Below are 24,056 nucleotides of genomic sequence, written 5' to 3'. Positions count from 1 at the left end.
CACCTTGTCAGCAACAATTACCGCCCAGTAGCGAGGACTTCAAGAGCGCTGCGTCACCGACTTGAGGCCGAGTCCGGGACGGGGTCGCCCCGAGCCCGGTGTGATCCTCGTCCGCTTGCCCGACGGAGGTGGACATGAGCAGATCCGTCGGCTGGGATGGTGGTGTGGCTACCGATATCGCGACCGACGTCTTCGAAGAGCACCGACCTGTCCTCATGGGCGTCGCCTACCGCATGCTCGGGCGGGTGGCCGACGCCGAGGACGTCGTCCAGGACGCCTGGCTGCGCTGGTCCGCGGGCGAACGTGAGGACGTGCGCGAACCGCGCGCCTACCTGGTCCGGATCACCACCCGCCTCGCCATCGACCGGCTGCGCCACGCCCAGTCGCGCCGCGAGTCGTACGTCGGGCCCTGGCTCCCCGAGCCGCTCGTCACCGACTTCGGGCCGACCGTGCCCGACACCGCCGAGAAGGCCGTGCTCGCCGACTCCGTGTCGCTCGCCGTGCTCGTCGTCCTGGAGTCCCTGTCGCCGCTGGAGCGCGCGGTGTTCGTGCTGCGCGAGGCCTTCGGGTTCCCGTTCGCGGAGATCGCCGAGACGCTCGACCGTAGCGAGGCCGCCGTGCGCCAGCTCGCCGGGCGCGCCCGCAAGCACGTGGAGGAGGGGCGCCCCCGCTTCGAGGTCGACCCGGCCGAGCGCCGCGACCTCACCGAGCGCTTCCTCGCCGCCGCCGTGGACGGCGACCTGGACGGGCTGATGTCCGTGCTCGCGCCGGACGTCGACCTGGTGGGCGACAGCGGCGGCAAGGCCAGGGCGCCCCTGCGGGTCGTGCAGTCCGCCGACAAGGTGGGCCGCTTCGTCGTGGGCGCGGCACGCAAGGGCCTCGCGGAGCACGCCGATTTCGAGATCCGCCACCTGGAGATCAACGGCGTCCAGTCCATCCTCTTCGTCGCCGACGGCAAGCCCGACAGCGTCATCCAACTGGAGATCTCCGACGGACACATCCGGCGCGTGTACATCGTGCGGAATCCGGACAAGCTCGTGGGGCTCGGCGCCTAGCGCCCCCGACCCGCAGGAAACAGCCCCCGCCCGTGCACCGGGCGGGGGCTGTGCCGTGTGCGCGCCCGGTGGGGACGTATCGGATTGCGTCACGCCCGCACGTCAGGTGTCGACCACGCGCGAACAGCACGTGAATGCTCTGTGGCACCACTTCACTGCGGGCTGTAACGGACTCAGGATTGGTCTTGACCAAGGGTGAGCGCGGCTCTATCGTCGCTGAGATAGTGCAGGAACCTTTAATAAACAAGGCGCGAAAAAGCCGCCTGCGCACGGCGATTGCGGAGGACAGGGTGGGGACCACGCAGCTGGAATCGGTGCCGGAGCCGAAGTACTGGCACCTCAAGACCGTGCTCAGCGAAGCACTGGACTCCGAGTTCGCCGTGGGCGAGATCCTGCCCAACGAGCGCGACCTCGCGGCCCGGTTCGGCGTCGCCCGCGCGACGCTCCGCCAGGCACTGGAACAGCTTGAGCTGGAAGGACGCCTGCAGCGCCGCCGCGGCGTCGGCACGACCGTCGCCCCGCCCCGCATGGGCGTGGCTGTCGGCTCCGCCCAGGGCACCTGGCCCGGCGCGGCCGGGGACGCCTGGCAGCCCGCGGACAGCGAGCTGGCGCCCGCGCCCGCCGAGGTGGCCCGCGCCCTGGACATCGACCCGGACGAGCCGGTGCACACAGTGCGCCGCACCCGCGTCTCCCACGGCCAGCCCGTGGCCGCCGAACTGCTGTACGTCCCGGCGGGATCGGTCCCCGACCTCTCCGCGATCGACGCCCCCGCGGGCGCGGCACGCGCGCGTGCGGTGCTGCGCGAGCTGGGCCGCCTCGCCCTGGAGGGCCAGGACCGCTCCGTCGAGCTCGGCTCCGCCCGCGCGGACGACGCCAAGGCCCTGGACCGCCTGCCCGGCGCCCCGGTCCTGGTCGTCACCACGCGCTTCCTCGCCGGCGGGCGCACGGCGGCGCTCTCCATGGCGACGTACCGCGCGGACACCTGCCGCCTCACCTTCGGCGACCAGGGCGCGGTCGAGATCCACCACGGGCCGGAGCAGCAGGCTTCCTGAGCAGCAGGAAGCGACCGGACACTTCGAAGGCGGGGCCTTCCTCTCGATCCGTCGAGAGGAAGGCCCCGCCTTCGAACACTGTCCGAGGGCCCGTTCCGGCCCTGCCTGTGAGCCCGTCCTCGTCTGAGAGCCCTTCTTCGAACGCCCTCCGGCGCTGTCCGACGGGTGGCGGCGGCACCTGACGGCGGCCGCCGTGCCCTACTGCCGCGCGGTCACCGTGCCCTCCACCGCGAACAGCTCCTCCTCCACGTGGTCCAGCGCGAGCCGCAGCGCGCCCGTGGCCACCGCAGCCTCTCCGAGCATCGACAGCGTCACCCGGGGCGGCCTGAGGCAGTAGCGGGCCAGCTCTTGGTGGAGCGGCTCCAGGACGCCGTCCAGGCCCGCCGCCCAGCCACCCACCACGACCAGCTCCGGGTCGAGCGCGAGGACCAGCGCGGCCACGTCGTGCACCAGACGGCGGATGAAACGGTCGACCGCGGCCAGCGCCCGCTCGTCGCCCTCACGCGCGTGCGCGAAGACCTCCGCGACCGCCTGCTCGTCCAGCGGGTGCAGCGGCTCGTCCGTGGTCGAGAGGAGCGTCTCCGGCGTCACCTCGCGGCCCAGCAGATGCAGCGCGCCGATCTCGCCCGCCGCCCCGCCGTACCCCCGGTGCAGCCGCCCGCCGATCAGCGAACCGGCACCCGGGCTCAGCCCGGCCAGGACGAACACCACGTCGTCCGACTCCGTCGCCGCGCCCTTCCAGTGCTCGGCGACCGCCGCCGCGTTCGCGTCGTTCTCCACCAGGACCGGGCACTTGAAGGAGCGCCGCAGCCGCTCGCCCAACGGCAGGCCTGTCCAGCCCGGCAGCGCCGTGCTCAGCCGCACCGAACCATCGGCCTCCACGATCCCCGGGCTCCCGACGCCGACGGCGCGCAGCGAGCCACGTGAGACGCCCGCGCGGCGCAGCAGATCGGCGACGGAGCCGCGCACCCGCTCCAGGCGCTCGTCGGCGGACGCGGTCTCGGACACGTCCTTCGCCGCCGTCCCGAGGATCTTGCCGTCGAGGTCGGACAGTACGGCGGCGACGCGGTGCGGACCGATCTCCAGACCGAGCAGATGTCCCGCCTCCGCCCGGAACCGGAATTTCCGCGCCGGTCGACCCTGCCGCCGCGCGCCCCCTTCGTCCGCGTCCGTCTCCACGACGAGCCCGGCCTCACTGAGCCCTTCGACCACGCCCTCGACGGTGGGCCGGGAAAGCCCCGTCACCCGGGTGATCTCGGTGAGTGTCGCGAAATCCGCCGCACGCAGCGCGTGCAGCACGACCGCGGAGTTGATCCGCCGTAGCAGAGAAGGATCTCCGCCGGTCAGCCGCCCCAACGTCCGTCCTTCCATCCCATGCGCATGATGGGCGAAGAGTACTCGGAAGCCACCGATCGGGGCGAGTGCCGATCAGGCCGCCCGGAAGGGGGCGGGTTCAGCCCGGCGCGACGAAACCGGATTCGTACGCCGTGATCACGGCCTGGGTCCGGTCGCGCGCCCCGAGCTTCGCGAGCAGCGAGCTCACATGCGACTTCACGGTCTCGGTGCCGACGACGAGGCGCGCCGCGATCTCCGCGTTCGACAGACCGCGCGCCATCAGCCGCAGCACCTCCTCCTCGCGGCCCGTCAGCGCGGCCCGCTCCAGGGCCGCACGGGCGTCCGGATTGCCCCGCTGCCGCCCGTGGGAGCCCGCGAGCTCCCGCACCGCCGCCGGGAACAGCAGCGACTCGCCCTCGGCGACGAGGCGCACCGCGTGCACGATCTCCGCGGGCCTGGCGCGCTTCAGGAGGAAGCCGTCGGCGCCCGCCCGCAGCGCCTCGTACACGTACTCGTCGTTCTCGAAGGTCGTGATGACGACGATCTTGGGCGGGTCGGCGACCGTGCGCAGGACCGCGCGGGTGGCCTCGATGCCGTCGAGCAGCGGCATGCGCACGTCCATGGCCACCACGTCCGGCCGCAGCTCCCGGACCAGGGGGATCACGGCGGCGCCGTCCGCCGCCTCCCCGACGACCTCGATGTCGGGCTGCGCCTCGAGGACGGCGCGCAGACCCGCGCGGACGAGGGGCTCGTCGTCGACGAGCAGGACGGTGACCGGCATCCGGTCAGCGTAGATCACGAGCTTTTCCGTACGCCGTGGAGTGCCGAAGTCGGACTCTACGTAGGAAGCGGGTGTCTACGGAGGAAGTCGGTTTCTACACGGGGGAAGTCGGCTTCCACGTAGACCGTGCCGTCACGTCAGAGGCCGACTGCCGTCATGGCGGAGGCCGCCTGCCCTCACGTCAGGGGCAGTTCGACGCGGACCCGCCAGTCGCCGTCGTGCGGTCCCGTGTGCGCCTGGCCGCCGAGCAGCGTCGCCCGCTCACGGATCCCGCGCAGGCCGCTGCCGCCGCGCCCGGTGGGCGTCGCGGGCGCCGACAGGGCGTTGCGTACGTCGAGGGTGAGCAGGTTGTCGTCGGCGGTGACCCGGACGCGCACCGGCACCGGGCCCGCGTGCCGCAGGACGTTGGTCAGGGACTCCTGGAGCATGCGGTAGCCCTCGCGCGACACCGGCCCCGGCAGCCGGTCCACCGGGCCCGTCACCTCGGCCTCGACCTTCACGCCCGACGTGCGCGCGGAGTCCAGCAGCCGGTCGGCGTCGGCGAGCGTCGGCCGCTGGCGCCCGGGCTGCCCGTCCTCCCGCAGCACCCGGAGCACCCGCTCCAGGTCCTCCAGGGCGTGCCGGCCGGTGTCCTCGATGGCTTCCAGGGCGCGTTCGGTGAACGCCGGATCGGCGGTGGCCCGCGCGGCGCCCGCCTGCACCACCGCTACGGTCAGCGCGTGCCCGATGGAGTCGTGCAGTTCGCGGGCGATGCGGTTGCGCTCCAGGAGCTGCTCGGTGCGCTCCTCCAAGGCGGCTAGGCGCTGGGCGGGGGAGGGGCCGAGGAGGCGCCCGGCGACGGCTGTCATGAAGTGCCCCACCGCCACCACGCAGCCGAGCAGGACCAGCAGCGGAACGGGGACGAGCAGCGCGTCCGTCCACCAGGGGCCGTCGGCGAGCGCGGGCAGGACCAGCGCCGGATCCGCCGTGCGCTCCTGCGCCGTCGCACCGATCAACGCCAGCGTCTGACCCATGAAGAACCAGGTCACGAAGGCCATCGCGGAGCCCGCCTCGATCCGCAGACCGAGCCAGAGCGCCGTGCGGCAGCGCTCGTTCCAGGAGGCCGACGGCATCACGGAGACACCGGAGCCGGTGGGCGCCGCGTCGTGCGGACCGGCCGCCCCGCGCGCGTGGGTGCCGGGGAACAGCATCAGCCGGGCCTGCAGCCCCTCGGCCCGGCGCATCGCAGGGACCAGACCGGCCGCGACCCCCAGGGGGACCGGCAGGACGAAGAACCCCACGAACAGGTCGAGGACCTTCGCGTCCGACATCCCGTAGACCGACGCGCACGTCAACCCGGCGACACAGCCGACGAGTACGTGCAGCCAGCGGGTGTACGTGACCGCGCGGGTGAGCGGTCGCAGGAAGCGGGACATGCCGTCATCGTGCCAGCACCCGCGCCGGGCCCGGCTCCCCCGCACGGGGGAGACGATCTCCCCGGGCGGGGGAAGTCACAGGGCCGCCCGCACCGCGACGCTGTCCCCATGACCAGCATCGACGTCCAACAGCTCACCAAGGAGTACGGCACCACCCGCGCGGTGGACGACGTGACGTTCAGCGTCCGCCCCGGCCAGGTCACCGGCTTCCTCGGCCCCAACGGAGCCGGAAAGTCCACCACCTTGCGCCTCGTGCTCGGCCTCGACCGGCCCACGTCCGGCACCGCGACCGTCGGCGGCCGCCCGTACGCGGCGTACGACGAACCGCTCCGCCAGGTCGGCGCCCTCCTCGACGCGCAGGCCGCCCACGGGTCCCGCACCGCCCGCAGCCACCTCCTCGCGCTCGCCGCGAGCAACCGGATCGCCCCGGCGCGCGTGGACGAGGTCCTGGAGGAGACCGGCCTGACCGCCGTCGCGGGGCGCCGCGTGAAGACGTACTCCCTGGGCATGCGACAGCGCCTCGGGATCGCCGCCGCGCTGCTCGGGGACCCCGCCGTGGTGATCCTGGACGAGCCGTCCAACGGGCTCGACCCCGAAGGGATCATCTGGATCCGTGAGCTGATGCGCGGTCTGGCCCGGGAGGGCCGCACCGTCCTGGTGTCCAGCCACCTCATGAACGAGACCGCGACGTTCGCCGACCACCTGGTGGTCCTCGGCCGCGGCAGGCTGCTCGCGGACACCCCGATGCGGGAGTTCATCGCGGCCCGCAGCCGACCGAGGGTCCGGGCGCGCACCTCGGACCCGGCCCGGCTGCGCGCGGCCCTCGCCCGCGCGGGGCACGAGCTGACCGCGGCGGACGACGGCCGCTGGACGGTCGACGGCGTCCGCGCCGAGGAGATCGGCAGGCTCGCCGCCGACGCGGGCGTACCGATCCTCGAACTCGCCGACGAGGAGGCCTCCTTGGAGGAGGCCTACCTCGCGCTCACCGCCGCCGAGACGGAGTTCTCCGCGCCCGCTGCGGCTCCCGCACCTCTCCAGGAGGCCTGACCGTGTCCACGTCCGCCGTGCTGCACTCCGAATGGATCAAGATCAAGTCGCTGCGGGGGAGCGTCGGTTCGCTCATCGCGGTGTTCGTGGCGACCGTCGCCATCACGGTCCTCGTCTTCGCCACCGTCGGCCGCGCGGAGGCCGACAACGCCGACGCCGAACCCCTCTTCGACGCCTTCTACGCCTTCAACTTCGGGCAGGTCGCCGCCATCAGCTTCGGTGCCACGGCCGTCAGCTCCGAGTACGTCAACGGAGCACTGCGCGTCTCGCTGGCCGCCGTGCCGCGCCGCACTCTGTTCTACGGCGCCAAGACCGCCGTCCTGGGCGCGGCGGCGCTCCTGGTGGGCCTCGTCACCAGCTTCACCACCTTCCTCGGCGGCCAGGCCTTCCTCGGGGAGTACGCCATCGGGCTCGGCCACCCCGGTGCGGTGCGCGCGTGCGTCGGGGGCGGGGTCTACCTCGCGTTGATGGCGCTGTTCGCTGCGGGCCTCACGGCGGTGCTGCGCAGCGGGGTCACCGTGCTCAGCGTGCTGATCCCGTTCACCCTGATCGTCCCGTTCGTGCTCGGGGACATGGCGGGCGGCGCGGCCCAGTTCCTGCCCGACCGGGCCGGGCAGCAGATCCTGCACGAGGCCCCGGACGGGATGCTCGGCCCCTGGCCGGGACTCGGGGTGACGGCGCTGTGGGCGGCGGCGTCGCTGGCGGCCGGGTGGTGGGCGGTGCGGAGGCGCGACGCGTGAGGAGGCGCGGCCGGTGACGGCGGGCGACGGGTGATGAGGCGCGGCCAGGGTGGGGGCGCGGGCCGCTGAGGGTTCGTCAGCCGTCCGATGCCTGACGGACGACCAATTGTCAGTGGCAGCGGCTTTACTGGATGCCATGAGCAGCGCAGACCACCTCGCCGCGATCGACCTGCTGCGCGCCCGGGACTTCCCCGAGGCGCCCGGCAGGTCGGAGCACGGCTACGGCGGCCCCGGCTTCCACGTCGCGGAGCTGTCGACGTACGACCAGCTGTGGGACGACGACGGCACGGCGCACGAGGAGACGGAGGCGCGGTGCGAGTCCGAGCGCGACGCGCTGAGGGCGCTTCTCGCCGAGCGCTGGGGCGAGCCGCGGGCCCTGGGCCTGACCGGCGTCCTCATCCGCGTCATGGCCCAGGAGGCCGACGGCGTGGGCAGGGCGGTCCCCGACCCGTGGGCCACGCTCAGCGAGTCCGTCCCCGACGTCCACCTGTGGCGGGCCGACGGGCAGTGGATAGCCCTGGGCGTCGCCCGCTGGGGCGAGCGCCTCGCGGTCCAGCTCCTCGCCGTGATCACGGAGGTCGACCCGCCGTAGCGCGCGGCGGGCGGGCGCGGGCCGACCGGGGCACGGGGCGGTCTTCCGGGCGGCGCGGCCGTCTCCGTGCAGGAGCCGAGCGCCGACGTTCAGGAGCCGAGCCCCAACTCCCCGTACACACCCGGCCCGAAGAACCGCTCCACGTCCGCCTCGGTGACCGACGCCAGCTCGGCGGGCGCCCACTGCGGAGCGCGGTCCTTGTCGACGACCTGGGCCCGCACCCCCTCGGGGAAGTCGGGCGCCGTCAGACAGGCGCACGACACCCGGTACTCCTGGTCGAGCGCCTCCTCCAGGGACCCGAGGGCACGTGCCCGGCGCAGCGCGGCCAGCGTGACCTTCAGGGCGGTGGGGGAGCGCGACAGCAGGATCTCGGCGGTCTCCTTCGCCGCCCGATCGCCGCAGGACTGGAGGCGGTCGACGATCTCCTCCACCGAGTCGGCCGCGTAGCAGGAGTCGATCCACCCGCGGCGCGCGGCGAGTTCGCCCTCCGGGGCGGTCCCCGCGTACGTCCGCACGGCGTCCGTCACGTCGGTGTCCGCGAGTGCCGCCGTGAAGTCCGCGAGGCGCTCCGACGGTACGTAGTGGTCGGCGAGGCCGCACAGCAGCGCGTCGCCCGCGCCCACCGACGTGCCGGTCAGCGCCAGATGCGTACCGAGCTCGCCCGGCGCCCGCGTCAGCAGATACGTGGCACCGACGTCGAGGACGAAGCCGATGATCGTCTCGGGCATGGCGACCTGGGACCGCTCGGTGACGACGCGCACGTCGCCGTGCGCCGAGACCCCGACGCCGCCGCCCATGACATAGCCGTCCATCACCGCCACATATGGCTTGCGGTAGCGCGCGATCCGAGCGTTGAGCAGGTACTCGTCGTGCCAGAACGCCGCCGAGGCCGCGCCGCCGCCCGCGAGGATGTCGTCGCGTACGGCCCGGATGTCTCCGCCCGCGCACAGGCCGCGCTCACCGGCGCCCGTCACGACCACCGTGCGGACCTCGTCGTCGTGCTCCCACGCCGTGAGCGCCTCGTCGATGAGGCGGACCATCGGGTGGTCGAGCGCGTTCAGGGCGCGCGGACGGTTCAGGACGACATGGCCCGCGCGGCCCTCGATCCGCGTGAGCACCGGTGGTGCGTCGACACTCACTGAGCCGAGTCCTCCTTGTTGCCGTTGCCGTTGCCGTTGCCGTTGCCGCTGCCGGGGCTCGTGCCACCGGTGTCGCCGTCGCCGCCCTCGCCGCCGCTCGGCCCCTGGAACGCGTCCAGGATCCGTTCCGCCGCCGTCGTCGCCGTCAGCGTCCCCTCCCGTACCCGCTGCTCCAGGTCGGGCGCGAGGCGTCGCACGTCGGGGTGCGCGTGCAGGCGGCCGAGGAGCTCGTCGCGGACCATCGTCCACGTCCAGTCGACCTGCTGGTCGCGGCGTTTCGCGGCGAGGCGGCCGGTGGAGTCCAGGAGCGCGCGATGTTGTTCGAGCCGGTCCCAGAGGGTGTCGAGGCCCTTCGACTCGCGGGCGCTGCAACTGAGCACGGGCGGCGTCCAGGCGGCGTCCGACGGGTGCATGAGCCGCAGGGCGCCCGCCAGCTCGCGCGCCGCCGAGCGCGCGTCCCGCTCGTGCGGCCCGTCCGCCTTGTTGACCGCGATCACGTCGGCCAGCTCGAGGACGCCCTTCTTGATGCCCTGGAGTTGGTCGCCGGTGCGGGCGAGGGTGAGCAGCAGGAACGTGTCGACCATGTTCGCCACGGCCGTCTCGGACTGGCCGACGCCGACGGTCTCCACGAGCACCACGTCGTACCCGGCCGCCTCCATCACCACGACGGACTCGCGGGTCGCCTTCGCGACGCCGCCGAGCGTGCCCGCCGTGGGCGAGGGCCGCACGAACGCCATCGGGTCCACCGCCAGGCGTTCCATCCGGGTCTTGTCGCCCAGGATGGAGCCGCCCGTCCGTGACGAGGACGGGTCGACGGCGAGCACCGCGACGCGATGGCCGAGCGACGTCAGCATCGTGCCGAGCGCGTCGATGAACGTCGACTTGCCGACCCCCGGAACGCCGCTGATGCCGATGCGCCGCGCCCGCCCCGAGTGCGGGAGCAGCTGCGTCAGCAACTGCTGGGCGAGCACGCGGTGTTCGGGCCTGGTGGACTCCACGAGCGTGATCGCCCGCGCGATGTGCGCGCGCTTGCCGTCGAGTACGCCCTTCACATAAGTGTCGAGATCGATCCTCGGTGCCATGGACTCAGCGGCTCACAGCTCGGCACTGCCGGCAGCGGCCTCGCCGGGCAGTTCGTGGCCGAGCCCGGCGGCGAGCCGCCGCACCAGGTCGTACGCCGCGTCCGGGATGACCGTGCCGGGCGGGAACACCGCCGCCGCGCCCGCCTCGTGCAGCGCCTCGACGTCCTGCGGGGGAATCACGCCGCCCACGACGATCATGATGTCCTCGCGGCCCTCCTCGGCCAGCTCCGCGCGCAGCGCCGGAACCAGCGTCAGGTGCCCCGCCGCCAGCGAGGAGACTCCGACGATGTGCACGTCCGCCTCGACGGCCTGCCGCGCCACCTCCGCGGGCGTCTGGAACAGCGGGCCGACGTCGACGTCGAAGCCCAGGTCGGCGAAGGCGGTCGCGATGACTTTCTGGCCGCGGTCGTGACCGTCCTGGCCCATCTTGGCGACCAGGATGCGCGGACGGCGGCCCTCGGCCTCCTCGAAGGACTTCACCAGCGCGCGAGTGCGCTCCACGGACGGCGACGGGCCTGCTTCGGTGCGGTACACACCGGAGATCGTACGGATCTGGCCCGCGTGCCGCCCGTACGCCTTCTCCAGGGCGTCGGAGATCTCGCCGACCGTGGCCTTCGCGCGGGCCGCGTCGACCGCGAGCGCGAGGAGGTTGCCCTCGAGGCCGGGGCCCGAGCCGCGCTCGGCCGACGCGGTGAGCTTGCGCAGTGCGTCCTGGCAGACGGCCTCGTCGCGCTCCTCGCGCAGCCGCCGCAGCTTCTCGATCTGCTGGGTCCGCACCGAGGAGTTGTCGACCTTCAGGACCTCGATCTGCTCGTCGCTGTCCACGCGGTACTTGTTCACGCCGATCACCGGCTGCCGCCCGGAGTCGATGCGGGCCTGCGTGCGCGCCGCGGCCTCCTCGACGCGCAGCTTCGGGATACCGGCGTCGATGGCCTGCGCCATGCCGCCCGCGGCCTCGACCTCCTGGATGTGCTGCCAGGCGCGGCGCGCCAGGTCGTACGTCAGCTTCTCCACGTACGCGCTGCCGCCCCACGGGTCGATGACCCGGCAGGTGCCCGACTCCTGCTGGAGCAGGAGCTGGGTGTTGCGGGCGATGCGCGCCGAGAAGTCCGTGGGCAGGGCCAGCGCCTCGTCGAGGGCGTTGGTGTGCAGGGACTGCGTGTGGCCCTGCGTCGCCGCCATCGCCTCCACGCACGTGCGCGTCACGTTGTTGAAGACGTCCTGGGCGGTCAGGGACCAGCCCGAGGTCTGTGAATGCGTGCGCAGCGAAAGGGACTTGGCGTTCTTCGGGTCGAACTGCTTGACCAGCTTCGCCCACAGCAGGCGCGCCGCGCGGAGCTTGGCGACCTCCATGAAGAAGTTCATGCCGATCGCCCAGAAGAACGACAGGCGCGGCGCGAACGCGTCCACGTCCAGGCCCGCCTCGCGCCCCGCCCGCAGGTACTCCACACCGTCGGCGAGCGTGTAGGCCAGCTCCAGGTCGGCCGTCGCACCGGCCTCCTGGATGTGATAGCCGGAGATCGAGATGGAGTTGTAGCGCGGCATCTTCTGCGAGGTGAACGAGAAGATGTCGGAGATGATCCGCATCGAGGGCTTCGGCGGATAGATGTAGGTGTTGCGGACCATGAACTCTTTGAGGATGTCGTTCTGGATGGTCCCCGCCAGCTTCTCCGGCGGCACGCCCTGTTCCTCGGCGGCGACGATGTACAGCGCAAGGACGGGCAGCACGGCGCCGTTCATCGTCATCGACACGGTCATCTTGTCCAGCGGGATGCCGTCGAACAGCTGCCGCATGTCGTAGATGGAGTCGATGGCCACGCCCGCCATGCCGACGTCACCGGTCACGCGCGGGTGGTCGCTGTCGTAGCCGCGGTGGGTCGGCAGGTCGAAGGCGACGGACAGGCCCTTCTGGCCCGCCGCGAGGTTGCGGCGGTAGAAGGCGTTGGACTCCTGCGCCGTGGAGAAGCCCGCGTACTGCCGGATCGTCCAGGGCTGGTTGACGTACATCGTCGGGTACGGGCCGCGCAGATACGGCGCGACGCCCGGGTAGGTGCCCAGGAAGTCCAGGCCCTCCAGGTCGGCGCCCGTGTACAGCGGCTGGACCGCGATGCCCTCCGGGGTCTCCCACAGCAGGTCGTCGGCGTCCTTGCCGGTGGCCGACTCGACCGCGGCGCGCCACTGCTCGGCGGAGCCCCGCGGGGCCGCGTCCGGCTCCAGGCCGATGCCGGAGAAGTCGGGGATCGTCATGGCGCCACTCCCATGAGGTCGAGGGTGGAGGTGAGCACGGCCACGGCGTCGCAGCCGGCGAAGACATAGGCGTCGACGTCCCCGAACTCACCGGGCCGTCCAGCAAGGAATACCCGCTCAGCGCCCGCCGACTTCAGCGCGGCGGCGACCGCGGCCGCCTGCTCCGCGTACAGGGCGTCGCTGGAGCACAGGCAGGCGACGCGCGCGCCGCTGGCCCGGAAGGCCTCGGCGGCGCTCGCGGCGTCCACCGAGACCGGGTCGTGCACGGCCTCGACGCCGCCCGCCTGGAAGAGGTTCGAGGCGAACGTGGCGCGGGCGGTGTGCGCGGCGGCCGGGCCGAGCGCCGCCAGGAACACCTTGGGGCGGGCGCCGGTCTCGGCGAGGTGGGCGTCGGAGCGGGCGCGCAGGGCTTCGTATGCCTCGTCGCGCCGCACCCGCGGCAGGCCGCCCGTCGGCCCGGCGGGTGCGCTCTCACGCGCCACGGGCTTCTCGGCGAGGTTCGGGAACTCGCTGACGCCCGTGATGGGTTCGCGGCGCTTGGCGAGCTTCTTTCCTCGCTCCGCCCAGGTCGCCGCCAGGCGGTCGCCGAGCATGCCGGAGCGCAGGGCCGCCGCCTGGCCGCCCGCGCGCTCGATCTCCTGGAAGAACTCCCAGGCGGCGTGCGCCAGTTCGTCGGTGAGCCGCTCGACGTAGTACGAGCCGCCCGCCGGGTCGATGACCCGCGCCAGGTGCGACTCCTCCAGGAGGATCGTCGAGGTGTTGCGGGCGATGCGGCGCGCGAACGCGTCCGGCAGGCCCAGGGAGTGGTCGAACGGCAGCACCGTGACGGCGTCCGCGCCGCCCGCGCCCGCGCTCAGGCAGGCCACGGTCGTACGCAGCATGTTCACCCACGGGTCGCGGCGCGCCATCATCACCGGCGAGGTCACCACGTGCTGACGCTGTGCGCCCGCGTCGACGTCGCCGCTCGCCTCCGCCACGCGCGCCCAGAGGCGCCGGGCCGCGCGGAGCTTGGCGATGGTCAGGAACTGGTCGGCCGTGGCCGCGTACCGGAACTCCAGCTGCGCGCAGGCCTCTTGCAGAGTGAGGCCCGCGCCGGTGAGCAGGCGCAGATAGGCCACGCCCGTCGCCAGGGACGCGCCCAGCTCCTGCGCGGCCGAGCCGCCCGCCTCGTGGTACGGCAGCGCGTCCACCGTGAACGCGCGCAGGCCGCCGTACTCACGGCCGCACAGCCGCGCCAGCTCGACGGCCGCGTCCGTGCCCAACTCCGTGCCCGTGCGCGCCTCGTACGCCAGCGGGTCCGCGCCGAGGTTGCCGCTCGCCGCGTCCTTGGCGACGCCCGCGGCCTCGATCAGGCGCAGCAACTCACCGGCTGCGGCCTCGACATCGGCTCCGGCGTCGAGCACGACGGGGGCCAGGTCCAGATAGACGCCGTCGAGCGCCCGCTCCAGACCGGAGACGGGCAGCGCGTCCGGGCCGAGGGTGAGCCACAGCGACGTGACGCCGTTCTCTAGGTCGGCGAGGACCGATTCGTTCGTGCGGACCGGGTCGCCCGTCGCGTGCCACTGCCGTACGTCCCAGCCGGTCGCGGCACCGCCCGCGGCGCGCCCGCCGCGTACGAACGGGGCGAAACCCGGATGGCCGACATCGGCCACGGAGTCACGGGCGGTGTACAGGGGGCGGGTGCTGAGCCCGTCCTCGAGCGCGGTGGACAGCGCTTCCTCCGCCGCCGACCCCGATACGTCCTTACCCGACTTCCGCAGTACGCCCTCCACCAGGCGCTGCCACTGCTCATGGGTCGCATCAGGGAACTCGGCGGCCAGGGAAAGCCCGTCGTCAGGCAGGACCGTCATGTTCCGATGCTAGGGCTCAATCAGGGCCCGGTGCCGGGGCACCGCTGTGACCTTGCACTCTCCCCGTCAGTCTTGAACTCGGACGGACCGCAAGTTATTACCAGCGGGTAATATATAGGGGTTTCATAGGGGTCGTATCTGTCCGCCGCACGCCCTCAAACAGGGGTTTTCGTCGACATTCGCGGTGTGGCCTGGGCCGGGACCAACCCCTGTACGGCGCTTTCGCGGACGACGACGCCGGTGCCGCGCGGGGCGCCGCCGGTGACGTAATGGGTGTACTCGCGGTGCAAGCGGAATCCAGCTGTCCAGGCGAGCAGGCGACTGGGCCGGTTGTCGCGGGCGCAGGACCAGCTCGCGGTGCGGCCGCGGGCCGAAATGTCCGCGGTGAGGGCGGCGACGCAGGCGTGTGCGAGGCCCTTGCGGCGGTGCTCGGGCGCGGTGGCCACGGCCACGTCCTCGTACGCGGCGCCCGCGAAGTAGGAGCACGCCACGGCCACGACCCGGTCGCCGCGGTCGAAGGCGGCGACGGCGTGCCCGGAGGCGGCGAGCGCCGAGGGGCCGCCCCAACTGGCGTGGATCCAGTCGGCGTCCGGCCACAGTGCCGCCAGCGCGAGCGCGTCGTCGCCCGTCATCCGGCGCACCCGCACCCCGCGCGGCGGCCGGGGCGCGGCGACGCGCTCCCGGTGGACGTACACCATGCGCTCGTCGGGCACGAGGCGGTCGAAGGCGGCGCCGAGCACGGGCAGGAACCGCGCCGATGCCACGACATGGCTCGCGGTGAACTGCGCGAGGCCGTCCGGGGAGACGGCACGCGGGTCGCCGCCGAGCAGGACGTGCCCGGCGCAGGACACCGCGAGGGCGCGCGGCGCGTCGGTGCGGTCGGCCCACCACTGGCCGGTGCCGTGCGTGCGGACGTGCTCGGGCAGGGCGGCCGTTCCGGGGGCCCCGGCGGTGAACCAGTCGGTGAGGGCGGGAAGTCGGTGCCGCGGGAGCGGGATCACGGGGCGGTCCTCCTGGGGCTCGGGTGGGGTGGGCGGGGTCGGTGCCGGGATGCCACGAGTGCGGCGGTGCTGCCATGCGATCGAGCGGTGTTGCCACGAGATCAGCGGTACGCCCTCCGGATCGGGAGGGCCGCACCGCTGACCGGGTGGCGGCAGATTAGCCCTGGCCCGCCTTGCCGCCGTGGTGGGACTTCTTCGTGCGGCGGGCCCTCTTCTCGCGTGCGCGCTTGGACATCTGGGCGTTCGACCCCTTCAAGAGGTGTGGCCGACCAGCAGGGCGGCGAGCTTGTTCAGGCGCTTGACGGTGCGGTCCTCCCGGGCGGCCGCGGCGGGCTCGACCCGCTCGGCGCGGTCGTAGTACGCGCCGTTGACGATCTCGGTGGCCGGGTCGCACAGGCGCACCACGTGCCCGGCGCCCTCGGCGGCCGACGTGCCCTCGTGGGCGTACAGCGGCAGGAGCGCGGTGTCGCACACGCCGGGGTGCACGGACACGGCGGTCACGCGCGGGTCGGCGGCGAAGACGGTGAGCGCGAGCTGCGACTGGGCGTAGGCGGCGAGGCGGGAGTAGCGGCGGGCGCGGTTCGGGTCGCTCCACTGGATGGACGCGGTGCGGTGCAGCGACGAGGAGACGTTGACGACGCGGCCGCCGGGCTCGCTGGTCAGGGACGGTTCGAGGAGGCCCGTCAGGAGGAAGTGGGCGAGGAAGTTCACCTGGAAGGCGATTTCGTTGCCGTCGGCGGTGATGGTGTGGCGCTCCGGTGCGGCCATGCCCGCGTTGTTCACCAGGACGTCCAGGTGCGGGTGTTCGGCGACGACCCGCTCGGCGAGCCGCTCGACTTCCTCCAGATGGGTGAAGTCGGCGGCGAAGGCACGCAGCTTCGACGCGTCGATGCCGGCCATGGCGATGAGTTTGTCGACGGCGGCCTGGGCCTCGTCGGCGGTGCGGCCGTGCACGAGCACGGTGACGCCGCGCTCGGCGAGGAGACGCGCGGTCTCGTAGCCGATGCCGGAGGTGGCTCCGGTGACGAGCGCGGTGCGCCCGGACAGAGCGGTGCGCCCGGGCAGAGAGGCAGAAGACATGTCTGATCCTGTGGTGGAGGCATGCCGGGGCAGCCCCCGGTGGGGGCTCGCGGCATGCGGTGCGAAAAGGCCGTGCGCGCTCGTCAGGAGCGCCGGTCACGGCGGAGGAGGGTGCGGTGCGGCGTCAGCGCACCGTGCTGTGAACAGGGCGCGAGACCGGCACCGCCGTATGAGGCGGCCGGTCGTCATGGCGCACGAAGCAGTTCACGTCGACCATCTAACTGGCCCGTGAGCAGCGCTTCAAGCGCTGTTCACGGGCTTTGACGGGGCCCTGATGCGGGCCCCGCGGGGGGACGTCCGGGAAGGACGTCTGGGAGGGACGTCTGGGAGGGACGTCCGGGAACCGGTCTTTGGGAAGGACGTCCGGGAACCGGTCTTGGGGAGCGGGCGTCAGTTGAGGCCCGGGATCGTCGACACCACCAGGTCGATCAGCTTGATGCCGAGGAAGGGCAGCACGAGCCCGCCGAGTCCGTACACCGCGAGGTTGCGCCGCAGCAGGTCGTGCGCGGACGCGGGGGTGTAGCGCACGCCGCGCAGGGCGAGCGGGATCAGCGCGACGATGATCAGGGCGTTGAAGATGATCGCCGAGGTGATCGCGGACTTCGGGCTGTGCAGCCCCATGATGTTCAGGGACTCCAGGCCCGGATAGGCGCCCGCGAACATCGCCGGGATGATCGCGAAGTACTTCGCGACGTCATTGGTGATCGAGAAGGTGGTCAGGGCGCCGCGGGTGATCAGGAGCTGCTTGCCGATCTCGACGATCTCGATGAGCTTGGTCGGGTTGGAGTCCAGGTCCACCATGTTCCCGGCCTCCTTGGCGGCCGAGGTACCGGTGTTCATGGCCACGCCGACGTCGGCCTGCGCGAGCGCCGGCGCGTCATTGGTGCCGTCACCCGTCATCGCGACCAGCTTGCCGCCCTCCTGCTCCTGCTTGATCAGGGCGAGCTTGTCCTCGGGCGTGGCCTCCGCGAGGAAGTCGTCGACACCTGCCTCCCGGGCGATGGCGCGCGCCGTGAGCGCGTTGTCGCCGGTGATCATGACGGTGCGGATGCCCATGCGGCGCAGCTCGGCGAACCGCTCCCGGATGCCGTTCTTCACCACGTCCCTGAGCTGCACCACACCGAGGACCCGCGGGCCGTCCCAGTCGTGCACGGCGACAAGCAGCGGAGTCCCGCCGGCCGCGGCGACGGAGTCGGCGAACATCCGGGCCTGCGGCGGGACCCGGCCGCCGCGCAGCTCCACCCAGGTGATGACCTGGCTCGCCGCGCCCTTGCGGATGGTGCAGGCCGCGCCGTTGTCCCAGCGCAGGTCGATGCCGCTCATCCGGGTCTGCGCGGTGAACTCCACGAACTGCGCGTTGGCCAGCTCGCCCTGCGCCGGTGCGCGCAGCCCGTACTTGTTCTTGGCGTGCACGACGATCGAGCGGCCCTCGGGCGTGTCGTCGGCCAGCGAGGAGAGCTGGGCGGCGTCCGCGAGGTGCAGTTCGTCGACGCCGGGCAGCGGCATGAAGGCGTCCGCCTCGCGGTTGCCGAGGGTGATGGTGCCGGTCTTGTCGAGCAGCAGCGTGTTCACGTCGCCCGCGGCCTCGACCGCGCGGCCGGACATGGCGAGCACGTTGCGCTGCACGAGCCGGTCCATGCCCGCGATGCCGATGGCGGACAGGAGCGCGCCGATCGTCGTCGGGATCAGTGTCACGAGGAGCGCGACGAGCACGGTCGTGGGCTGCGCCGCGTGCGCGTACGAAGCCATCGACTGAAGGCTCACGACGACCAGCACGAAGACGATGGTCAGCGCCGCGAGCAGGATGTTGAGGGCTATCTCGTTCGGCGTCTTCTGCCGGGCCGCACCCTCGACGAGGGAGATCATCCGGTCCAGGAAGGAGTGGCCGGAGCGCGAGGTCACCCGCACCACGATCCGGTCGGACAGCACCGTCGTACCGCCCGTGACGCCGCTGCGGTCGCCCCCCGACTCGCGGATGACCGGCGCCGACTCACCCGTGACCGCCGACTCGTCGACCGCCGCGACCCCGTCGACCACATCGCCGTCCGCAGGGATCAGCTCGCCCGCCTCGACCAGGACGAAGTCGAAGGGCCGCAGCTCGGTCGCGGCCACCGCCTCCGTCTCCGCGTCCCGCAGATCCGTGCCCACCCGCCAGTTGTGCCGCAGCCGCAGGGCGACCGTGTCCGTGCGCGCCTTGCGCAGCGCGAGCGCCTGCGCTTTGCCCCGGCCCTCCGCCACCGCCTCCGCGAGGTTCGCGAAGACGAGGGTCAGCCACAGCCAGACGCTGATGATCCACGAGAACACCGACGGGTCGAACACCGCGGTCCCCGTCGTGATCACCGCGCCGCAGCCCACCACGAACAGCACGGGGTTCTTGACCAGCGCGCGTGGGCGCAGCTTGTGCAGCGCGTCGGGGAACGACTTCAGGACCTGCACGGGATCGACGAGGCCGCCGGGGCGGACACGCCGACGGCCGGGGCGGCTCTCGGGACTGCGCCCGGACGACTGGCTCTCGGGCGCCTGGGGAGCCTGCTGCGGGGCGGCGGGAAGCATCGGTGAAGGTGACTTTCTGGTGGGGGAGCGGCCACGGAGCGCGGCCGTGCGCAGAGGAAGCTAGCGGTCCCCACCTCGCCAAAACACCTTCGCAGCAGGGAATTTACGACCCCCTGACAGCCCCTCCTGGGCACCCGTCAAGCCTTCGTCAAGAAGGCCTGGTGGCGCATAAGGAGGACGTCAACAAAACCGGGAAGCGCCGGGGCGGACCCAAGACTGATCACCACGGGGGAACGGACGAACGAGTCCGTGATGTGAGGTCGGCGGGCGCGTGACGATCACCGTCGGCCGGCGGTACGCACAGTCCAGACGCGGGGGCCCGGGCTGTGACCGCCGCACATCACGATCGGTCGTCCGTCCAAGGGGACGTCCCGACCCGCGGCTCAGAGGGGGGTCGCGGGCCGGGCGTCCGCAACGACCGGGCGCCCGGAGGCAGTTGCCCCGCCTGTGGTCGTCGATTCCGATCTGGCTGTGGCTGTGGCTGTGGCTGTGGCGCACCGGAATGATCAGCTCCTGCGGTGTGCGGTGACCTCGTGAACGAGTCATGGCCAAAACGTAAGAGAGGCGTCAACGGTGTCCCGGCCGCCGTATGAGAGACGTCAAGAGCGACGGTGAACCCGCTGGTGGGCGCTTTGCTTCAAAGGACCGCACAATCTCGTGGGCTCGGCCCGCACGCACTTTCAGGAGGCGGCACACCGATGACCCGGGTGCTGGTGGTCGAGGACGACCCACAGCTCGTACGGGCTCTGGAGATCAACCTCAAGGCACGCAAGTACGAGGTGGACGCGGCGGTCGACGGGGGCACGGCCCAGCGTCTGGCCGCAGCACGTCCGCCGGACGTGGTCCTCCTTGATCTCGGGCTGCCCGACATGGACGGCATCGACGTGGTGCGGTGGCTGCGGGGCTTCAGTCGCGCCCCCATCCTCGTCGTGTCCGCCCGCCAGGCCTCCGACGAGAAGGTCGCGGCGCTCGACGCGGGCGCCGACGACTACATCACCAAGCCGTTCAGCATGGACGAACTCCTCGCCCGGCTGCGGGCCGCCGCCCGCAGAACCCGCTCCGTGGAGCGTGGCGAGACCTCCGCCCTCGTCGAGACCGAGGGCTTCACCCTCGACCTGCTCGCCAAGAAGGCGTTACGGGACGGCCGCGCCGTGCGCCTCACCCCCACCGAGTGGCACCTCCTGGAGGTCCTGGTCCGCCACCGCGGCCGCCTGGTCAGCCAGCAGCAACTGCTCGGCGAGGTCTGGGGCCCCTCGCACAGCACGCGGACCAACTACCTGCGGGTGTATATGGCGCAGCTGCGGCGCAAGTTGGAGCCTGATCCGGCACATCCGCGGCATCTGATCACCGCGCCGGGGATGGGGTATCGGTTCGAGGGGTAGGGGTGGGTGCCCCGGGGCGTGGTCGGGGTGTGGTTGTCGCGCGTGCGGGGTGAGGTTCGGTCGCTTGCGCGGGCTGAGGGCGCGGCCGTCCGGCGCGGGGTGCGGCTGGTGATTCTGCCCGCGGTCGGGCTCAGGAAGCGCCGTCGCTCGGCACCCCGCTGTCCCGCAGGTCCGCCACCACCGCCGCGTGGTCGGACGGCCAGACACCGTCGACCGGGCCGTCGCCCGCGCGCCGCACCGAGCGCACCGAGCCGAGGCCGCCGGGGCCCGGTGGGCCGACGTGGATGTAGTCGATCCGGACGCTCGGGTCGTACGAGGGCGCCACATACGGGTTCGCCGCGTCCCAGGTGGCGGCCGCCGCGCCCGGCTCGGCGTACTCCCAGGCGTCCAGGAGCGACTGCCCCGGCACGGCGGGCGCCGTGCGGTACCCGCCCAGGAGCCGGATCTCGTCCGAGTCCGGCCAGGCGTTGAAGTCACCCGTGACGACGGGCGGGAACGCCGTGCCGCCCCGGCGCTCGGCCACGAACCCGGCGAGCCTCGCGACCTGCGCACACCGCGTCGCCGACTGGCTCGGCGCCGACGTCAGATGGGTCGTGAAGAACGGCACCTCCTGGCCCGGCGCCGCGAGCCGCGCGTACAGCGCGAGACGGCCGTCGTCCTCCTCCCCGTCCGGCGGGGGCAGTTGTACGACGGCCCGGTCCACGACCGGCCACCGGCTGAGGACCGCGTTGCCGATCGCCACCTCCGGATCGCCGATCCGCCGCTGCCACCTCCCCGGGGCCCGCGACGGCTCCCACGTCCAGTGCAGGCCCAGCTCGCCCGCGAGCCACCCGGCGACGTTCTCGCCGCCCCGCTCCCAGACCTCCTGCAGGCCGACGACGTCCGGCCGCAGCTCCCGCAGCACCGCGAGAATCGCCTTCCGCCGCTGCTCCCAGGGCCCGTATCGCCACCATACGTTCCACGTCGATATGCGCACGTACGTCCTCACTCGTCCGGGCCTCCGAGCCGGGCCTCGCGTCAGCGGAGTGTCAGCGTGCGCCGAATCACCGTCAACGGCTCGTCATTTCCGGTCGGTTGACACCCCGTGCCGGGCATACCGTCACTGTGTGCCCGGTGTTCGCCGCCGGGTCCACAGCGACCGCCCGACCATACGAGGGCCTGCCGAGGCTCCTCAAGGAGGAATCCCATGACGCAGCAACTGGTGTGCGGAGAAGACCCCGAACCTTGCGAACGCGGCCCGGCCGGACCGCTGTTCGTCCCTGTCCGGCCGGGACCCGCGGGCTGTGTCGCCCGCCTGTTCCGCACCCCTGTCGGCGGCCGCACGGCCGTCGCCTTCACGACACCACAACGCCTCACCGACGAACTCGGCGCCCGGCAGCCCTGGATCCGGCTCTCCGAATCCGCCCTGCGCGCACTCACCGAACCGCTCGGCGTCCCTCGGGTCACCGTCGACCCCCGCCTCACGCCCGGCTCGGCATCCACGGACCGCACCTCCACCTCCTCCACCACTGGCCGCACTCCGGGCTCCCCGGCCCCCCGGCGCACCCCCGCCACGTCCGGGTCCGTGTCGTCCGCCTCATCCGCCTCGTCCGCCCCACGGCTCACGCCCGCCGCATCCCGGACCGTCGCCGCCGCCGCGGACGCCGCCCCGCGTGTCTCCCGCTGGCGGGACTGGGACCCCAGGCCGTCGGAGCGCTGCGCGTCACCGGAGCGGCGGCGGTCGTCGGCGCGCTGACCGCCTGGATCGGCTGAACCAGCGGTTCCCTCGGGCTGAGGGCGGCGCTCGACAGCGCTTCCGCACGTGAGGACCGGTTCCCACCCCTGGGAACCGGGTTCTCGCACCTGAGGGCCGGGTTCCCGGACACCGGACTACAGGGGCTCCGCAGCCCGAGAGCTGGCAGTTCGAGAGCTGATAGCTCGAGAGCTTGCAGCTTGAGAACCGGCAGCCTGCGAGCTGGGCGCCGACGGGCCGCGGAGACCAGCGCACCGCAGGCGCCGAGGAAGCCGAGGCCGCTGATGACGTCGTCGGACCGCGCGGTCCGACGAGTCGCGCGGGGACGGCCCGACGGCGCGGGACCGGACGGCCCGACGGGGTGCAAGACGGCCCAACGGGGTGCAACGGGACACCGCGACGGGCCCGAGCGGCCGATCCGCACGAGGCAAGCACGACCGGCGTCCCGCCGAGAACGCCGGGCGCCCGGGACGAGGACGACGTGAAGACCGTGAAGACGGCGACGTGAAGACGACGACGTGAAGACGACGACGTGAAGACGACGAGGCGAAAAGAGAAGCCAGCCATGACCCTTGCGGACATCCCCGCGACACCCGGCCACCCCCCGGTCACCGTCGACGCGCCGCCCATGGACGCGGCCGACGACCTGACCGTGTGGCCGCTCTCCACCACGCGGCTCGCGCACGGTGACCTGGCCGTCGGCGGCGTACCGCTCACCGAGATCGCCGACCGCTTCGGCACCCCCGCCTACCTCCTCGACGAGGCCGACGTGCGCGAGCGCTGCCGCACCTATCTGCACGCCTTCCCCGACACCGACGTCCTGTACGCGGCCAAGGCGTTCCTCTGCCGTGCCATGGCGCACTGGGTCGAGGAGGAGGGCCTGGGCCTCGACGTCTGCTCCGCCGGCGAACTCGAACTGGCCGTCACCACCGGCTTCCCGGCCGCCCGCATCGTCCTGCACGGCAACGCCAAGAGCCCGGAGGACCTGCGCGCCGCCCTGCGCCTCGGCGTCGGACGCATCGTCATCGATAGCGCCTCGGAAATCGCCCGTCTCGCCGCGGCCGTACCGCCCGGCAGCCGCCAGAAGGTCCTGGTCCGCGTCGTCCCCGGCATCGCCGCGGGCGGCCACAGCAAGATTCACACGGGCACGGACGACCAGAAGTTCGGCCTGTCCATCACCGACGGCTCCGCCCAGCACGCCATCGCCCGCATCCTCGACCAACCCGGCCTCGAACTGGTCGGCCTGCACTGCCACTTGGGCTCCCAGATCACCTCCGAGAAGCCGTTCCTGTGCGCCGTGCGCCGCCTCGTCGGGCTGATGGCCCGCATCAAGGACCACCACGGCATCACGCTCCCCGAACTGGACCTCGGCGGCGGCCACGGCATCGCCTACCGCCCCGGCGAGGACGCCCTCGACATCACCACCCTCGCCCGCAAGGTACGTGCCGAACTCACCGAGAGCTGCGCCGCCGCCGGCCTCGCCGTACCCCGCCTGGCCGTCGAACCCGGGCGCGCCATCGCGGGCCCCGCGGGCGTCGCCCTCTACCGGGTCCTGTCGGTCAAGCGCACCAGCGACCGCACCTTCGTCGCCGTCGACGGCGGCATGAGCGACAACCCGCGGCCCGCGCTGTACGGCGTGCGCTATCTGCCGCGCCTCATCGGCCGCCGCTCCACCGCCGCGTCCGCACCCGTGACCGTCGTCGGCCGACACTGCGAGGCGGGTGACGTGCTCGCCGCCGACATCCAACTCCCGGCCGACACCCGGCCCGGGGACCTCCTCGCCGTCCCCGTCGCGGGCGCCTACCACCTGTCGATGGCCTCCGGCTACAACCTCGTCGGCCGACCCCCGGTGGTCGCCGTAGCCGACGGCCACGCCCGACTCCTCGTGCGCCGCGAGTCCCTGGAGGACTTCCGCAGCCGCGACGTCGGCCTCTAGTCGCGGCCCTGCGCTCTCAAGGTCGGACGGCGGCGCG

General features: G+C 72.8%; 19 protein-coding genes. 8 read left to right on the top strand and 11 right to left on the bottom strand.

The genetic code is table 11. The annotated features are described in order from the left end of the window. Nucleotides 1–134 precede the first annotated feature (134 nt). Both sigJ and ACZ6AA_RS11525 read left to right on the top strand, forming a co-directional pair. Nucleotides 135–1,055, top strand: a complete 921-nt coding sequence (sigJ, locus tag ACZ6AA_RS11530; protein WP_468459542.1) for an RNA polymerase sigma factor SigJ — start codon at nt 135–137, stop codon at nt 1,053–1,055. Between the two features lie 290 nt (nt 1,056–1,345). Next, nucleotides 1,346–2,107, top strand: coding sequence for a GntR family transcriptional regulator (locus ACZ6AA_RS11525; protein WP_468459540.1), 762 nt, complete (start codon nt 1,346–1,348; stop codon nt 2,105–2,107). 198 nt (nt 2,108–2,305) lie between these two features. Here ACZ6AA_RS11525 and ACZ6AA_RS11520 read toward each other — a convergent pair whose 3' ends face one another. From ACZ6AA_RS11520 to ACZ6AA_RS11510, 3 genes are all read right to left on the bottom strand, one after another. After that, nucleotides 2,306–3,463 (bottom strand): ROK family transcriptional regulator, encoded by a 1,158-nt coding sequence (locus ACZ6AA_RS11520; RefSeq protein ID WP_289956303.1) that lies wholly within the window; start codon nt 3,461–3,463, stop codon nt 2,306–2,308. 97 nt (nt 3,464–3,560) lie between these two features. Then, nucleotides 3,561–4,223, bottom strand: a complete 663-nt coding sequence (locus ACZ6AA_RS11515) for a response regulator transcription factor (RefSeq protein ID WP_468459684.1) — start codon at nt 4,221–4,223, stop codon at nt 3,561–3,563. Between the two features lie 176 nt (nt 4,224–4,399). Beyond that, on the bottom strand, nt 4,400–5,638 hold the full coding sequence (locus ACZ6AA_RS11510; protein ID WP_471457557.1) for a sensor histidine kinase: 1,239 nt from the start codon (nt 5,636–5,638) through the stop codon (nt 4,400–4,402). A gap of 108 nt (nt 5,639–5,746) precedes the next feature. Here ACZ6AA_RS11510 and ACZ6AA_RS11505 point away from each other — a divergent pair, with 108 nt between their 5' ends. The 3 genes from ACZ6AA_RS11505 (at nt 5,747) to ACZ6AA_RS11495 (ending at nt 8,017) form a co-directional block, all read left to right on the top strand. After that, complete coding sequence (locus ACZ6AA_RS11505) at nt 5,747–6,685, top strand: ABC transporter ATP-binding protein (RefSeq protein WP_471457555.1); 939 nt, start codon at nt 5,747–5,749, stop codon at nt 6,683–6,685. Continuing rightward, a complete protein-coding gene (locus ACZ6AA_RS11500; RefSeq protein WP_471457875.1) occupies nt 6,682–7,425 on the top strand; it encodes an ABC transporter permease in 744 nt (247 codons plus the stop codon). Before ACZ6AA_RS11505 ends, ACZ6AA_RS11500 begins: the two co-directional genes overlap by 4 nt. A gap of 136 nt (nt 7,426–7,561) precedes the next feature. Continuing rightward, a complete protein-coding gene (locus ACZ6AA_RS11495) occupies nt 7,562–8,017 on the top strand; it encodes a hypothetical protein (RefSeq protein ID WP_468459534.1) in 456 nt (151 codons plus the stop codon). A gap of 89 nt (nt 8,018–8,106) precedes the next feature. Here ACZ6AA_RS11495 and ACZ6AA_RS11490 read toward each other — a convergent pair whose 3' ends face one another. The 7 genes from ACZ6AA_RS11490 to kdpB form a co-directional block, all read right to left on the bottom strand. Continuing rightward, a complete protein-coding gene (locus ACZ6AA_RS11490) occupies nt 8,107–9,156 on the bottom strand; it encodes an enoyl-CoA hydratase/isomerase family protein (protein ID WP_468459532.1) in 1,050 nt (349 codons plus the stop codon). Then, complete coding sequence (gene meaB / locus ACZ6AA_RS11485) at nt 9,153–10,238, bottom strand: methylmalonyl Co-A mutase-associated GTPase MeaB (protein ID WP_468482225.1); 1,086 nt, start codon at nt 10,236–10,238, stop codon at nt 9,153–9,155. The genes ACZ6AA_RS11490 and meaB overlap by 4 nt, the downstream gene beginning before the upstream one ends. Nucleotides 10,239–10,250: 12 nt before the next feature. After that, on the bottom strand, nt 10,251–12,485 hold the full coding sequence (gene scpA, locus ACZ6AA_RS11480) for a methylmalonyl-CoA mutase (protein WP_468482226.1): 2,235 nt from the start codon (nt 12,483–12,485) through the stop codon (nt 10,251–10,253). Next, nucleotides 12,482–14,335: a methylmalonyl-CoA mutase family protein gene (locus tag ACZ6AA_RS11475; RefSeq protein ID WP_471457553.1), complete on the bottom strand. Its 1,854-nt coding sequence runs from the start codon at nt 14,333–14,335 to the stop codon at nt 12,482–12,484. The genes scpA and ACZ6AA_RS11475 overlap by 4 nt, the downstream gene beginning before the upstream one ends. A 155-nt stretch (nt 14,336–14,490) precedes the next feature. Then, nucleotides 14,491–15,336 (bottom strand): GNAT family N-acetyltransferase, encoded by an 846-nt coding sequence (locus ACZ6AA_RS11470; RefSeq protein WP_468459525.1) that lies wholly within the window; start codon nt 15,334–15,336, stop codon nt 14,491–14,493. Nucleotides 15,337–15,588: 252 nt separating this feature from the next. Beyond that, the gene (locus ACZ6AA_RS11465) at nt 15,589–16,416 is read right to left on the bottom strand and encodes an SDR family NAD(P)-dependent oxidoreductase (protein ID WP_471457550.1); all 828 of its coding nucleotides are present in this window, start codon (nt 16,414–16,416) and stop codon (nt 15,589–15,591) included. A gap of 390 nt (nt 16,417–16,806) precedes the next feature. Further along, a complete protein-coding gene (gene kdpB, locus ACZ6AA_RS11460) occupies nt 16,807–18,969 on the bottom strand; it encodes a potassium-transporting ATPase subunit KdpB (protein ID WP_471457548.1) in 2,163 nt (720 codons plus the stop codon). 698 nt (nt 18,970–19,667) lie between these two features. On the opposite strand from kdpB, the gene ACZ6AA_RS11455 reads away from it, so the two are divergent. Next, the gene (locus tag ACZ6AA_RS11455; protein WP_468459517.1) at nt 19,668–20,351 is read left to right on the top strand and encodes a response regulator; all 684 of its coding nucleotides are present in this window, start codon (nt 19,668–19,670) and stop codon (nt 20,349–20,351) included. 130 nt (nt 20,352–20,481) lie between these two features. Here the strand turns inward: ACZ6AA_RS11455 and ACZ6AA_RS11450 are convergent, their stop codons facing one another. Further along, a complete protein-coding gene (locus ACZ6AA_RS11450) occupies nt 20,482–21,327 on the bottom strand; it encodes an endonuclease/exonuclease/phosphatase family protein (RefSeq protein WP_471457546.1) in 846 nt (281 codons plus the stop codon). Between the two features lie 210 nt (nt 21,328–21,537). On the opposite strand from ACZ6AA_RS11450, the gene ACZ6AA_RS11445 reads away from it, so the two are divergent. Together ACZ6AA_RS11445 and lysA are read left to right on the top strand one after the other, a co-directional pair. Further along, nucleotides 21,538–22,086 carry an SAV_915 family protein gene (locus ACZ6AA_RS11445; RefSeq protein ID WP_471457544.1) on the top strand — a complete coding sequence of 183 codons (549 nt, stop codon included), beginning with the start codon at nt 21,538–21,540 and terminating at the stop codon, nt 22,084–22,086. Between the two features lie 625 nt (nt 22,087–22,711). Next, complete coding sequence (lysA, locus tag ACZ6AA_RS11440; RefSeq protein WP_471457873.1) at nt 22,712–24,019, top strand: diaminopimelate decarboxylase; 1,308 nt, start codon at nt 22,712–22,714, stop codon at nt 24,017–24,019. The last annotated feature ends 37 nt before the right edge of the window (nt 24,020–24,056 follow it).

The organism is Streptomyces sp. NPDC040610 (assembly GCF_055594065.1).
The sequence above is the reverse complement of the archived record's forward strand: the minus strand, read 5'-3'. Positions and strand labels throughout refer to the sequence as shown.

Excerpts from the sequence above, each read along its gene's own strand:
- ACZ6AA_RS11495 (WP_468459534.1), top strand. The coding sequence starts at position 7,562 with ATGAGCAGCGCAGACCACCTCGCCGCGATCGACCTGCTGCGCGCCCGG.
- ACZ6AA_RS11475 (WP_471457553.1), bottom strand. The coding sequence starts at position 14,335 with ATGACGGTCCTGCCTGACGACGGGCTTTCCCTGGCCGCCGAGTTCCCT.
- ACZ6AA_RS11455 (WP_468459517.1), top strand. The coding sequence starts at position 19,668 with ATGACCCGGGTGCTGGTGGTCGAGGACGACCCACAGCTCGTACGGGCT.
- ACZ6AA_RS11515 (WP_468459684.1), bottom strand. The coding sequence starts at position 4,223 with ATGCCGGTCACCGTCCTGCTCGTCGACGACGAGCCCCTCGTCCGCGCG.
- meaB (WP_468482225.1), bottom strand. The coding sequence starts at position 10,238 with ATGGCACCGAGGATCGATCTCGACACTTATGTGAAGGGCGTACTCGAC.
- scpA (WP_468482226.1), bottom strand. The coding sequence starts at position 12,485 with ATGACGATCCCCGACTTCTCCGGCATCGGCCTGGAGCCGGACGCGGCC.
- ACZ6AA_RS11505 (WP_471457555.1), top strand. The coding sequence starts at position 5,747 with ATGACCAGCATCGACGTCCAACAGCTCACCAAGGAGTACGGCACCACC.
- ACZ6AA_RS11510 (WP_471457557.1), bottom strand. The coding sequence starts at position 5,638 with ATGTCCCGCTTCCTGCGACCGCTCACCCGCGCGGTCACGTACACCCGC.
- sigJ (WP_468459542.1), top strand. The coding sequence starts at position 135 with ATGAGCAGATCCGTCGGCTGGGATGGTGGTGTGGCTACCGATATCGCG.
- ACZ6AA_RS11445 (WP_471457544.1), top strand. The coding sequence starts at position 21,538 with ATGACGCAGCAACTGGTGTGCGGAGAAGACCCCGAACCTTGCGAACGC.
- kdpB (WP_471457548.1), bottom strand. The coding sequence starts at position 18,969 with ATGCTTCCCGCCGCCCCGCAGCAGGCTCCCCAGGCGCCCGAGAGCCAG.
- lysA (WP_471457873.1), top strand. The coding sequence starts at position 22,712 with ATGGACGCGGCCGACGACCTGACCGTGTGGCCGCTCTCCACCACGCGG.
- ACZ6AA_RS11465 (WP_471457550.1), bottom strand. The coding sequence starts at position 16,416 with ATGTCTTCTGCCTCTCTGCCCGGGCGCACCGCTCTGTCCGGGCGCACC.